Raw genomic sequence first — 12,924 nt, 5'->3', positions numbered from 1 at the left:
TAAGTAGTACTTTATGCTATATAAACTGCATAAAAATGATGATTAAGTAGTGCTTTATACTAGTTAAACTACATAAAAATGATAAATAAGTAGTACTTTATGCTATATAAACTGCATAAAAATGATGATTAAGTAGTGCTTTATACTAGTTAAACTACATAAAAATGATATAATTCTTGAAATCCATTAAATGAAAAGCCACAACAGCATTTAATTTTTTGTAGTGGTTTTGCTTGACTTTGTGGGCACGGAAAGGATTTCCGCGCTAGCTAAACGTTGATATATTCTAGGAAATGGATTTTAACCAAGTTTTCTAAATCTTCAGAAGTTTTATTATTACTTTGAAATATTTGATGGAATTATGTAAATATTAATATATTAGCAGAGTTATATAATTTGGTATGCAAGAACTAAGACTTACGGGTTTTGATAGTGTTATTATAGGAGGAAGTACAAAGCCTATTTTGATTAATGCTATCAATGAAGATAATGTGGAGAAGGCCTACGTAATGAAGACTTACAGCAGTGAATATGAGAAACAGAATTATTCTTTGGCAAAAGAAATTTTTATAACCCATCTTGCAAGTGAATTTGATTTACCAGTTCCATTATGCGGAATAATTAAAATTGATAATAATGATTTACATGAATTTTATTCTGAAGAAGAAATAAACAAATTAGATAAAGGATATAAATTTTGTACTGAATATCATTCAGGCTATGTAATTATGAACCCAATAGTTTCTCAAAAACATTTGAACGATTATGAAATAGAAAATTTGTTCGCTTTTGATAATTTAATAATGAACACTGATAGAGGAGGTTTTAGAAATAAACCAAATTTATTATTAAAAGACAATGAAATGTTATTGATTGACCATGAGCAAACTCTAGCTTTCATTAATAGTTTCGTTCAAAATGAAATTAATTATCATAATACTTTTATAAATTATTATTACAAAAATCATATTTTTTGGGCTACTTTAAAAAAGACTAAAGGTCAGAAAAAAGCACATTTATTTGACGAGTTTACAGAACTTTTAAAAACATTGAATATAGAAAAGTTTAATGCAGTTTTTGACAAATTGGATTTTTATGGTATTGAATATGGTGAAAAAAACATTATTTTTGCCTATCTTTATTGGGCTAAAAATAATTTTGATTTCATTAATAAAGCATTATTGAATAGAATAAATGGAAAATAATCAATACATATACAGTATTCTAAAGTACAAACACTCTCTTTTGCTTGGGGAAAGTTTGAACATTGGAATACTAATATATATTCCAAATGAGGAAAAATTTATTTTTAGATATTCCAAAAGTTTATCAAGAATTAAATCCATTTATGATATAGTTTCAGAAAAAACTATAAAACAATATTTAAGCCAAATTGAATTGAAATTACAAACACTAAAATCGGATGAAATTCATTTCTATCAAAACGAGTTAGTTAATTTTTTCGATAAATTTATTGATAAATTTATTTTACCCCAAGACGGAAGTGTTTTGCAGTTTAGCTCAAGTAAAACTTCATACTCGTATGGTAATGATTCTGAAACGATTGCAAATAATTTGACTAGTAAATATTTACTCGATAAAGAGAAGCATATTGCCGGAATTACCACGACAAAAGAGCCTATTCTTGTAAAAAAATTCTATGGCTATTTATCGAGTTTAGATTTTGAAAGAATAAATCAAAACGCAAATAAATTTTACAAAAATTATAAGGTTAGAAATGAAACAGGAAATGAATTTAATTTTGATTATGCTTGGCAAAACGGAACATTAAATTTAATAAAACCAATTAGTTTTGATTTAAAAGAGTCCAAAGGAATTGCGGAAAAAGCTTATAAGAATTTCGGTTTATTTACTGACTTGAGCAATGAAGCTAGCTCAAATAACTTACGTTATGATTTGTTAATTGCCCGACCAACATTAAAGAGTTTATACAGAGAGTTTGACCATGCTTTAGGTTTATTGGAAACTTTACAAAGAGTTGAAATTGTTCTTGAAGAAAATATCGAGAAATACTCGCAGAAAGCAATAAATGCATTAACATTAGATATTTAATTTTATTCTTTTAGCTGCTTTTTTTGATTTTTTCAGATAAATTAATATGTGCGATGAACCAGTGATAAGTTCTTCAAATTGGGTGAATATCTTCCGTTTGATAGATTTTTTTATATCTATTAAATTTTTTTTATAAAAAATCAAGATATTTTTATTTAAAATCGTTTTACCTCCAAAAAACAACAACCCCAACATTTTCAGCGTCACCGCTAAAAGTGTTGGGGTTGTAAATACTATAAATGGAGTGCTTCTATTCCCTTTTTCGGAGGCTAAGAGTCGAAGCCAAAGGACTATCCCTCAATCTTCGCACTCAACTCAAACCATCTCTCTTCTTTCTCTTCCATTTTGGCAATGATGTTTTTCAACTCGTTCGCCTTCTTTTCAATATCGGTATCGGCCACTTTTCCATCCGAAAACAATTGCTCGATTTTGGCTTTTTCCAGTTCTAAATCCTTAATTTCTCGTTCCGTTTTCTGGAATTCCTTTTGCTCGTTAAAGGTCAGATTTCCAGTAGGGTTGTTTTGTTTCCAGTCTTTCTTTTCCGTCTTGTTGTCTTCCTTTTGCGCCACATCGGCACTGTCTTCATAGGCCCTGAAATCAGAATAATTGCCGGGAAAATTTTCAATTTCGCCCTGGCCTCTAAAAACAAATAAATTGTCTACAATTTTATCCATAAAGTACCGGTCGTGCGACACCACAAGCAAACAACCTGGGTAATCCATCAGGAAACTTTCCAAGACATTCAGCGTTACGATATCCAAATCATTCGTTGGCTCATCGAGAATCAGGAAGTTCGGATTCTGAATCAAAACCGTACACAAATACAACCGCTTTAACTCGCCACCGCTCAATTTCTCTACGTAATCGTATTGTTTTTTGGAATCAAAAAGAAAACGCTCCAGCAATTGGGAAGCCGAAATAATTTTCCCTTTCGTCAACGGAATATATTCCCCGTATTCTTTAATGACATCAATCACGCGTTGCCCTGGTTTTGGGTTAATCCCGCTTTGGGTATAATACCCTATTTTTATGGTTTCGCCAACAATCACTTTACCGGAATCTAATGGCAAGGTTCCAGTCAATAAATTCAGAAAAGTCGATTTTCCGGTTCCGTTTTTCCCGATAATCCCAATGCGTTCCCCACGTTGGAAATCGAAAGTGAAATTATCCAAAATCACATGCTCCTTGAATTTCTTGGAAATCTTGTGAAGCTCAATGATTTTGCTTCCCATTCGTTCCATGTTGATCTCTAATTCGACTACGTTCTCCCTACGACGGCTTTGTGCTTTTTCCTTAATCACGTAAAAATCGTCCTGACGCGATTTGCTTTTACAGGTACGCGCTTTGGGTTGGCGGCGCATCCATTCCAATTCCTTCACGAACAAGTTCTGCGCCTTGTCCACGCTCGAATTTTCGGAGGCAATGCGTTCCTCTTTTTTCTCTAAATAATAGGAATAGTTTCCTTTGTATTGGTATATTTTCCCGTTGTCCAGTTCAATGATTTCGTTGCAAACTCGCTCTAGGAAGAAACGGTCGTGCGTCACCATAAACAACGTAATATTTTCTTTGGCAAAATAGCTTTCCAGCCATTCAATCATCTCTAAATCCAAGTGATTCGTAGGCTCATCCAGAATCAACAAGTCGGGACGGTTAATCAAAATAATTGCCAAGGACAACCGTTTTTTCTGTCCACCGGAAAGATTTTTTACTTTCAATTTAAAGTCTTCCAACTTCAATTTGAACAAAATTTGTTTGTATTGCGTTTCAAAATCCCAAGCATTGTGCTGGTCCATTCCGTCAAAAGCCTTTTGGTAGGCTTCCTCATCTTCGGGGTTTTCGAGTGCCTTTTCATAGGCTTCAATCACCTTTAAACTCTCGTTGTCCGAGGCAAAAATGCTTTCCTCAATCGTCAATTCGTCCTGCAATTTATTGTCCTGTGATAAGAAAGCCATTCGGATGCTTTTTCTAAGCACCACTTGGCCCGTATCGGGTTCGTCAAAACCGTTAATGATGTTCATTATGGTCGTTTTTCCGGAGCCGTTTTTGGCAATAAAAGCAATTTTTTGGTCTTTGCTAATCCCGAACGAAATGTTTTCGAAAAGCGTTCGCTCCCCAAAAGATTTCGAAATATTCTCAACTGAAAGGTAATTCACAAGTATGATTTTTTGCAAAAGTACATCATTGTGAGGCACGAAGCAATTTTTTACCATTTCATTGGCTGAGCTTGTCGAAGCAGGAGCATAATGTTCGGGACTTATTTACAAATCACGTTCCCGCTGTCATTCCAATCCACGAGATTGCTTCGTGCCTCGCAATGACGTGGGATTTTCCCTTCCATCGGGGCTAAAGGAGAAATGTTTTTTGTGTTTTTAAAGTTTTGCAATTTTGCAACTTAAAATATATCTTTGAAAAATGCAATTATCCGTCATCATCCTCAACTACAACGTCCGCTATTTCCTGGAACAATGCGTACTTAGCGTCGAAAATGCCATCCAAAACATGGATGCGGAAATCATTGTAGTCGATAACAATTCTTCTGACGACAGTTGCGAAATGATGAAAACGCGTTTCCCAAACGTCAAACTTATCGAAAACAAGGAAAATTCAGGTTTCCCCAAAGGCAATAACATTGGCGTTGCCCAAGCCAAAGGCGAATATCTCTGCATTCTCAATCCCGATACTGTTGTTGCTGAAGATACTTTTGTGAAGATTTTGCAGTTTTGTGCCGTTCCCCCTTTGGGGATTAGGGGATTAGGAATTGTTGGTTGTAAACTCGTCGACGGAACGGGGAATTTCCTGCCCGAAAGCAAACGTGGAGTTCCGACTCCGTTCGTTGCCTTCACCAAAATTACGGGTTTGTATAAGTTATTTCCAAAATCGAAAACCTTTGGGAAATATTATGCACAACATTTAAACAAAAATGAAACCGGTAAAGTCGATATTCTCGTAGGTGCCTTCATGGTTCTGAAACGCGAATTGTATCTCGAAGTGGGTGGTTTTGACGAAAACTGTTTTATGTATTCGGACGATATCGATTTGTCCTATATGGTGTTGCAAAAAGGAAAATCCAATTACTATTTCCACGATACCACCGTGATTCATTACAAAGGGGAAAGTACTGTTAAAGATGGTGCCTACATGAAAAGGTTTCAAGAAGCGATGCATTTTTTTTACAAAAAACATTTTAAGGTTTCCTTTTTTTTTGATATTTTCATGAAGATTGGAGCGTTTCTTTTTGTGCTGTTAAAAAAAAATAAAGCAGGAAGCGTTTCCCGAAAAATAGAAGAATATATTCTGTTTTCTGAAGACGAAAAGTTGAAAACAAAAGTTGAAAACTTGTTTGAAACTAAAGTCAGCCTTATTCATTCTCCTGCAAAAAATAACCTAAATTCGCTGGTACACGGCTCAGAGGGAAATATTGAAATTATTTTTGACAATAATTTCCAGAGTTTTAAATCGATTATAGAAAGCATGGAGCGGTATAAAAATCCAAAATGCACTTTCAAGATTTTACCAAAGAATGCGAATTTTATAATTGGGAGTAATACAAGTAATGATAGAGGAGAAGTGATTAAGATCGGGACGTGAACATCAAAACGTATATAATTCTTAGTAAAAGCGAAAAATTATAATTAATTTCGCAAACTCAAAACAGAAATCCACCTTTTAGGTTCATAATATGGCAAGATTTGAATTGAAACTTCCTAAAATGGGAGAAAGCGTTGCGGAAGCAACCATAACGAACTGGTTAAAAGAAGTTGGCGACTCCATTGATGCAGATGAAGCAGTTTTGGAAATTGCCACCGACAAAGTAGATAGCGAGATCCTTTCTGAAGTTTCAGGCATTTTGGTCGAAAAATTTTTTGGGAAAGACGATGTGGTAAAAGTTGGACAAACTGTTGCCATTATTGAAACCGACAGTATTTTAGTTTCTGAAAAGGCAATAGAAGCTGTGGCACCTATAGCTGTTGAACCCGTTGTAGAAGCTACCAAAACTGCTGAAGCGACTAAGGATTATGTAGCTGTTCAAACTCCTGCAACAACCCAAGATTTTTCTAATTCAGAAAAATTCTTTTCTCCATTAGTCAAAAATATTGCTAAAGAGGAAGGAGTTTCTATAACCGAACTGGAAGGGATTTCAGGTTCAGGAAATGAAGGACGCGTTACCAAAAATGATATTTTAGATTACATTGCCGTCAGAAATAAAACTTCGGGCACAATTTCTAAAACACCCGTTGCTCCTGCGGCGATTCCACAAGAAGTGCCAAAAACGGCTGTTCAGCCGCAAGTGATCCCGTCGAATGCAACTCCCAAAGTAGAGCCCGTTTCGGAACCGATAAAACCAGTTGCTCAAAAAGCAGCGCCGGTTTCTGTAAACGGTCAAGACGAAATTATAGAAATGGACCGAATGCGCAAGCTGATTTCCGGTTATATGATTCAGTCCTTGCAAACATCGGCACATGTGCAGTCTTTTATTGAGGTTGACGTGACCAACATTTGGGACTGGAGAGAGAAAAATAAAAATGCATTCGAAAAAAGAGAAGGTGAGAAGCTGACTTTTACCCCAATATTTATGGAGATCGTGGCGAAAGCCCTGAAAGATTTTCCTATGATGAACATTTCAGTAGATGGGGAGTATATCATTAAAAAGAAAAACATCAATCTTGGAATGGCAGCCGCTTTAGCCAATGGAAACTTGATTGTTCCCGTGATTAAAAATGCCGATCAATTGAATTTATTGGGAATGGCAAAAGCGGTAAACGATTTGGCTTTCCGAGCCAAAAATAATCAATTGAAACCAGACGATATCCAGGGTGGTACCTATACGGTTACTAACGTAGGGACTTTTGGAAGTGTTTTTGGCACGCCAATTATTAATCAGCCACAAGTAGGAATTTTAGCCTTAGGCGCGATACGCAAAGTACCAGCAGTGATTGAAACCCCCGAAGGAGATTTCATAGGAATTCGCAAAAAAATGTTCCTTTCGCACAGTTATGATCATAGGGTAGTAGACGGTGCTTTAGGCGGAAGTTTTATCAAGCGGGTTGCCGAATATATGGAAGCTTTTGACGAGAACAGAACTTTTTAGACACAGCTCAATTTTAATAAAAAAACGACCTCAATTTGGGGTCGTTTTTTTGTTATATTCTATTTTTGAATGGGTATTGTGGTTGTTGAAATAAATACGTAAATTAGTGGTAATCAAAACAGTAGTATTATGAAATCGCCATGATTCAAAATCAAAAACCATGATGAAGATTGGCGACCCGAGCTTGCGAACAGGCGAGGCATACCATATTTCTTTAAAAAACAAATAGTATCTACATATGAAAACAACTGGTGTTTTATTAGTTATAATAATTTTGTTTCTCCCAAAAATAATTTTTGCACAGGACGGAGTTCTCGATACCACTTTCGGTACTGACGGGAAAGTTTTAACAACTTTTGGTTATGAATCAGATGTGCAATCGTTGGCATTGCAACCGGACGGAAAAATAATTGCCGCAGGCGATGTTTTTAATCACGGTGATTTTCATCAATTTGGAATAGCACGATATCATAGAGATGGTTCTTTAGATACTACATTCGGTGTTGATGGAAGAGTGGTTAGTGATTTTTTAGAATATAGAATTTCATTAAATGCCGTGTTGGTGCAAAAGGACGGTAAAATTATTGTGGGCGGGTTGATGAGTCAGGATCCCAGTTTACTTCCTTCCCATTCTTTTTTGGTTCGGTACACTTGTAATGGTACTATAGATTCTGATTTTGGTATTGGCGGAAAGGTAATCATTGGCGGTATTGGTTTTAGTTCCTTGGCATTGCAATCCGATGGTTCGATTATTGCCGCGGGATATTCATATACTTATTTCAAGAATGATTTTGTACTCCTGAAATATGAAGAAAACGGAATTTTAGATGATGATTTTGGTATAAACGGAGTCGTAACCACATCTATTGGAGAAAACGATTTTGGGCATGATGTGGCACTGCAATCGGACGGGAAAATAGTTCTTTTAGGTGGGTATCAAAATAATTTTGCAATTGCTCGATATGATAATGACGGAATTTTAGACCCTGCTTTTGGATCACATGGTATTGTAGTTCTTGACATTGACTTTAGTCCAAATTCTGTAAAAATCCAATCTGACGGAAAAATAGTTTGCGCAAGTATGATGTCTAAATTGGTGCGACTTTTGTCTAATGGGGATTTAGATACTGGATTTGGAATTGAAGGTATAGTTCAATCTCCCGTTTCCGTTTCAATGGAAGGAGGTTCAGATTCGATAGCAATACAAAATGACGGAAAAATAATAGTTGGAGGCTCTTATATTGACAATGTGAATGACACGAGATGCATTGCATTGGTGCGTTATCAAATCAATGGTGATATGGATACAACTTTTGGCATTGATGGGCTAGCCGAAACTGTTTTTGGGCAAAGCAGTAGAAGCATGCTAAATTGTGTACTACTGCAACCAGATGACAAGATTGTTGTTGGTGGTGAATCAGGGCCGGCATTCTTTGGTCGGCATCCAAATTCTGTTGTATTGCGGTATGATTTGGGAACGGCGTTAACTCTTTCCGAATTCAATAATCAAAAAAATAGGTTTTCAGCCTATCCCAATCCTGTGGGTTCTACAGTAAATTTAGATTGCAAGCTCGATCAACAAGAGCTATTTTCTGTTAATTTATTTGACTGTAACGGAAAAATGATAGCCAATTTACTAAAAGAAGCATATTTTAAAACAGGCTATAATTCCCAAAAACTAGAATTGCCGGAAACATTAGCCAAGGGGATTTATTTTTTAAATATCTCTAATGGCCAAAATAGCTTAAACGTAAAAATTGTTAAATAAATACTTTAAAATCCATATTGAACCCGACCTGTTTTAAAAGCGTGTCGGGTTCATCATATTATGAAAAACTTTATAATTACAATCTGTAAAAACTAACTTCAAAACTTTATATTTGTACCAATTCAAATCATTATAATGGAACTAAAACTTAACAAACCAATTTGTTTTTTTGACCTCGAAACCACTGGAATTGAAGTTTCAAAAGACCGAATTGTAGAAATTTCAATACTCAAAATTTTCCCTAACGGAAACAAAGAAAGTAAAACTTGGTTGGTCAATCCCGAAATGGTTATTCCAGAACAGGTTATTGCAGTTCACGGCATTACAAATGAAAAAGTGGCTAACGAACCCACATTCAAGGAATTGGCTTCCCAAGTCTATAATATGATTAAAGACAGCGATTTGGGCGGGTTCAATTCCGATCGATTTGATATCCCGTTGTTGGCAGAAGAATTGCTTCGTGCTGGAGTGGATTTTGACATGAAAAGTCGTGTTTCCGTTGATGTACAAACTGTTTTTCATAAAATGGAGGAGCGTACTTTAAGCGCAGCACTCAAATTTTATTGCGGAAAAAGTCTCGAAAATGCGCATTCGGCAGAGGCAGATACGATGGCCACTTATGAAATCCTTAAAGCACAACTGGAACGGTATCCTGAATTAGAAAATGATATGAAATCCTTGTCCGAGTTTACCACTAGAAAACGCACAGCCGATTTTGCAGGGTTTATAGCTTTTGATAAGGATGGAGAAGAGGTTTTTAGTTTTGGAAAACACAAAGGAGTTAAAGTAGATAAGATATTAGAAGAGGAGCCTGGTTATTTCGGCTGGATTCAAAATGCTGATTTTCCTTTGTATACTAAAAAAGTTTTAACGGCAATCAAGTTGAGAAAATTAAACACAAAATAGGTATTTGGTTTTAGGTATTTGGTGCAAAGAATTCCCAAAACTCAAAACCCAGAACTCAAAACCCAAATTATGAAAATTATTTGTATCGGCAGAAATTATGTCAAACACATTGATGAATTGCAAAATGAACGCTCAGGGGAACCCATTGTTTTCTTAAAACCAGATTCTGCCGTTTTGTTAAAACAACATCCTTTTGTGATTCCCGAATTTTCGGATGAGATTCACCACGAAATAGAAATCATCGTTAAGATCAATAAAGTAGGCAAATATATCGAGCAAAAATTTGCCCATAAGTACTATGACGAAATTAGCGTGGGCATTGATTTTACCGCTCGTGATTTACAAGAAAAACTCCAAAACAAAGGTTTGCCATGGGAAAAAGCGAAGGCTTTTGACGGATCAGCGGTGATTGGAGACTTTTTGTCGAAAAAAATTTTTAGTTCGCCAGAAAGCGTTAATTTTGAACTAACAAACAACGGCAAAACGGTTCAGAAAAGTAACTCTAGCCTAATGTTGTGGAAAATTGACGAAATAATAGCTCATGTTTCTCAGTACTTTACGTTAAAAATTGGAGATATTATTTTTACAGGAACGCCAGAAGGTGTTGCGGCTGTAAAGCCGAACGATGTGTTAGAAGGTTTTTTGGAAGAAAATAAATTATTTAGTATAAAAGTGAAATAATGGCATTAAACTACAACCTAGCAAAAGTGTATTTACTTTCAGACAATGATCCTGAATTTGTAAATCAAATCCTCTCCCTTTTTGTAACTGAAGTCCCATCAGACATGCAACAAATTAAGATTGGAATTAAGACAAAAGACTACAAATTGGCCTACAGTTATGCGCATAAAATAAAGCCATCCTTAGATTTATTGGGCATGAACGTGGCTTTTGAAGAAATATTCCAGATAGAAGCTTGGGCGAAGAACGGAGGCAAACGAAAAGAAATTGACGATACCTTTGATAGTCTGGAATCTAAAATTGAGAAAGCCGTAAAGGAGATTTCAAAAAATTTCAATTTCTAATATTTTCGTTTGTTGGCTATGCGGAAAAAAATAAGCCAACCTCAAAATATGAAGTATAAAATAGTACTTTTTTTATCTTTATTCATTTGTATTCCATCATTTTGTCAAAAGAAATATTTTTTTGACTACATGATGGAATATGATTTTAAATACACAGATACGTCAAAAGTTAGCAAAGCATATATTCTAACCAATTCAAAAGATAATAGTTATACTTTAACCATGCATGAAAAAGACAGTTTGAATTTTAAACTTTATTTTTCAGATCTAAATGGGATTCTCTCAAGGACGACTCTCGATAAAGGTAGTTTTTTTAAGGCTGAGTCCATAACCTTAAATTGTGGGATAGTTTCGGGATATTATAATCCGTTTAAGGGGCAAACAAAAAAATATAATTTTATTAACAAGCCTGACACGTTAATTGATGGAGAATATTATCCTCATTATATTCTTAAATGGAATAATCCAAAAAGAGAAAGAAGGAAAAAGTTTGGAACTGCACATTTTATTATTGAAAAGAACACCTCGTTTCACCTCCCTCTTCTAGATTATCCAACAGCTTATGAGGAATGGAAATTAGAAAGAAATATTCCGAACGGCATTCCAAAAGAAATGTTTATGGAAGAATACCTCAAAAAAAAATATTCCCGTTCCTATAAATTAAAACAGTTCGCTAAGATTAATAAATATGTGATTATTCCGGCAGAATGTGATTATGCAAATATCAAGAATAAATAATTGTATTTTCTCCTTCAAATTTTAAATTCAAAACAATACATGAAAGCAACTATAGTTACCATTGGTGACGAAATTCTTATAGGTCAAATCATCGACACCAATTCGGGTTTTATAGCCCAATCATTAGATAAAATCGGAATAGAAATCAACGAAATGATTTCTATTTCAGATGACAAGCAGCACATTCTAAACACCTTTGCCCAACTTCAAAACAAGGTCGATTTGGTCATTATTACCGGAGGCTTGGGGCCTACAAAAGACGACATTACAAAACATACTTTTTGTGAATATTTTGGAGATCACTTGGTTGTCAATGAAGAAGTTCTTGCTCATGTGACCCAAATGATAGAAGGCTTTTACAAGCGACCAATAACGCAACTCAATAAAGATCAGGCGCTCGTTCCATCACAATGTACAATTCTGAAAAATGAAAACGGCACGGCTCCCGGAATGTGGATGAAAAAGGAGGAAACTGTTTTTATTTCCTTGCCCGGAGTTCCTTATGAAATGAAGGGAATTGTAACCAATGAAATCATTCCGAAAATCGTCAAAGAATACAAACGCCCTTATATTATCCATAAAACCATACTGACCTACGGTGAAGGTGAAAGCAAGTTAGCTGAACGCATAGAGGATTGGGAGAATAATTTACCACAATTCATTAAATTGGCTTATTTGCCTAATCCAGGAAGAGTAAGATTACGTCTTTCAGCAAGAGGAACGGACAAGGCCGTGCTGGAAAATGCTATTGAAGAAAATGTGGTTTCCTTGACAAAAATTATTAGTGATGTCATTGTTGGTTTTGACGATGACGAAACAATAGAGGTCGTTATTGGAAGGTTATTGAAACAACAAAAAATGACCATTTCTACGGCAGAAAGTTGTACAGGTGGGAAAATTGCACAAGTTTTAACATCAGTTTCCGGAGCGTCAAAATATTTTAAAGGGAGTGTAGTTTCCTATGCGACCGATATAAAAATTGACGTTTTAGGAATTGACGAAGCCTTAATAAAAGAGTATTCGGTAGTAAGTGAGGCCGTGGTGAGGCAAATGGCAATTAACATAAAAAACATCATGAAAACGGATTATTCGATTGCCACAACGGGTAATGCAGGACCATCAAAAGGGGATTCGCCAGCTGAAATCGGGACGGTTTTTATCGCTTTAGCAACCCCTACAGAAGTAATGGTTCATGAATATAATTTTGGTCAACCCCGTGATAAAGTGATTGATAGAGCCGTAAACAAAAGCCTTGAAATACTACAGAAAGAAATTTTAAAAAATCTGTCCTAATTATTTTGGTTTAAAGGTTTATTTTTCTTTTC

11 protein-coding genes are annotated in these 12,924 nt (G+C 35.3%); 10 read left to right on the top strand and 1 reads right to left on the bottom strand.

The genetic code is table 11. The features are described 5' to 3' along the window. The first annotated feature begins 401 nt into the window (after positions 1–401). Both DB895_RS08725 and DB895_RS08720 read left to right on the top strand, forming a co-directional pair. Positions 402–1,205: a HipA family kinase gene (locus DB895_RS08725; protein WP_116724971.1), complete on the top strand. Its 804-nt coding sequence runs from the start codon at positions 402–404 to the stop codon at positions 1,203–1,205. Continuing rightward, the gene (locus DB895_RS08720; RefSeq protein ID WP_116724970.1) at positions 1,195–2,073 is read left to right on the top strand and encodes a DUF3037 domain-containing protein; all 879 of its coding nucleotides are present in this window, start codon (positions 1,195–1,197) and stop codon (positions 2,071–2,073) included. Before DB895_RS08725 ends, DB895_RS08720 begins: the two co-directional genes overlap by 11 nt. 290 nt (positions 2,074–2,363) lie before the next feature. Here the strand turns inward: DB895_RS08720 and DB895_RS08710 are convergent, their stop codons facing one another. Beyond that, complete coding sequence (locus tag DB895_RS08710; RefSeq protein ID WP_116724987.1) at positions 2,364–4,226, bottom strand: ABC-F family ATP-binding cassette domain-containing protein; 1,863 nt, start codon at positions 4,224–4,226, stop codon at positions 2,364–2,366. A 259-nt stretch (positions 4,227–4,485) separates the two neighbouring features. On the opposite strand from DB895_RS08710, the gene DB895_RS08705 reads away from it, so the two are divergent. From DB895_RS08705 to DB895_RS08670, 8 genes are all read left to right on the top strand, one after another. Continuing rightward, positions 4,486–5,661 carry a glycosyltransferase family 2 protein gene (locus tag DB895_RS08705; protein WP_116724968.1) on the top strand — a complete coding sequence of 392 codons (1,176 nt, stop codon included), beginning with the start codon at positions 4,486–4,488 and terminating at the stop codon, positions 5,659–5,661. Between the two features lie 91 nt (positions 5,662–5,752). Then, the gene (locus DB895_RS08700) at positions 5,753–7,162 is read left to right on the top strand and encodes a dihydrolipoamide acetyltransferase family protein (protein ID WP_116724967.1); all 1,410 of its coding nucleotides are present in this window, start codon (positions 5,753–5,755) and stop codon (positions 7,160–7,162) included. Between the two features lie 238 nt (positions 7,163–7,400). Continuing rightward, positions 7,401–8,930 carry a T9SS type A sorting domain-containing protein gene (locus tag DB895_RS08695; RefSeq protein WP_116724966.1) on the top strand — a complete coding sequence of 510 codons (1,530 nt, stop codon included), beginning with the start codon at positions 7,401–7,403 and terminating at the stop codon, positions 8,928–8,930. 135 nt (positions 8,931–9,065) lie between these two features. Beyond that, complete coding sequence (locus DB895_RS08690; RefSeq protein ID WP_116724965.1) at positions 9,066–9,836, top strand: 3'-5' exonuclease; 771 nt, start codon at positions 9,066–9,068, stop codon at positions 9,834–9,836. A gap of 69 nt (positions 9,837–9,905) precedes the next feature. Next, positions 9,906–10,517 carry a fumarylacetoacetate hydrolase family protein gene (locus DB895_RS08685; RefSeq protein ID WP_116724986.1) on the top strand — a complete coding sequence of 204 codons (612 nt, stop codon included), beginning with the start codon at positions 9,906–9,908 and terminating at the stop codon, positions 10,515–10,517. After that, positions 10,517–10,861: an Hpt domain-containing protein gene (locus DB895_RS08680; protein ID WP_116724964.1), complete on the top strand. Its 345-nt coding sequence runs from the start codon at positions 10,517–10,519 to the stop codon at positions 10,859–10,861. Before DB895_RS08685 ends, DB895_RS08680 begins: the two co-directional genes overlap by 1 nt. A 48-nt stretch (positions 10,862–10,909) precedes the next feature. Further along, a complete protein-coding gene (locus tag DB895_RS08675) occupies positions 10,910–11,599 on the top strand; it encodes a hypothetical protein (protein ID WP_133242660.1) in 690 nt (229 codons plus the stop codon). Between the two features lie 39 nt (positions 11,600–11,638). After that, positions 11,639–12,892 carry a CinA family nicotinamide mononucleotide deamidase-related protein gene (locus tag DB895_RS08670; RefSeq protein ID WP_116724962.1) on the top strand — a complete coding sequence of 418 codons (1,254 nt, stop codon included), beginning with the start codon at positions 11,639–11,641 and terminating at the stop codon, positions 12,890–12,892. Positions 12,893–12,924: the final 32 nt, after the last annotated feature.

Origin of the sequence: Flavobacterium psychrotolerans (genome assembly GCF_003097635.1) — a bacterium.
GTDB classification, from domain to species: domain Bacteria; phylum Bacteroidota; class Bacteroidia; order Flavobacteriales; family Flavobacteriaceae; genus Flavobacterium; species Flavobacterium psychrotolerans.
Note: the sequence above shows the minus strand (reverse complement) of the source record. Positions and strands in the feature narration are given on the sequence as shown.

Coding starts and splice junctions, on each gene's coding strand:
- DB895_RS08705 (WP_116724968.1), top strand. CDS start 4,486: ATGCAATTATCCGTCATCATCCTCAACTACAACGTCCGCTATTTCCTG.
- DB895_RS08670 (WP_116724962.1), top strand. CDS start 11,639: ATGAAAGCAACTATAGTTACCATTGGTGACGAAATTCTTATAGGTCAA.
- DB895_RS08680 (WP_116724964.1), top strand. CDS start 10,517: ATGGCATTAAACTACAACCTAGCAAAAGTGTATTTACTTTCAGACAAT.
- DB895_RS08690 (WP_116724965.1), top strand. CDS start 9,066: ATGGAACTAAAACTTAACAAACCAATTTGTTTTTTTGACCTCGAAACC.
- DB895_RS08695 (WP_116724966.1), top strand. CDS start 7,401: ATGAAAACAACTGGTGTTTTATTAGTTATAATAATTTTGTTTCTCCCA.
- DB895_RS08700 (WP_116724967.1), top strand. CDS start 5,753: ATGGCAAGATTTGAATTGAAACTTCCTAAAATGGGAGAAAGCGTTGCG.
- DB895_RS08725 (WP_116724971.1), top strand. CDS start 402: ATGCAAGAACTAAGACTTACGGGTTTTGATAGTGTTATTATAGGAGGA.
- DB895_RS08685 (WP_116724986.1), top strand. CDS start 9,906: ATGAAAATTATTTGTATCGGCAGAAATTATGTCAAACACATTGATGAA.
- DB895_RS08720 (WP_116724970.1), top strand. CDS start 1,195: ATGGAAAATAATCAATACATATACAGTATTCTAAAGTACAAACACTCT.
- DB895_RS08675 (WP_133242660.1), top strand. CDS start 10,910: ATGAAGTATAAAATAGTACTTTTTTTATCTTTATTCATTTGTATTCCA.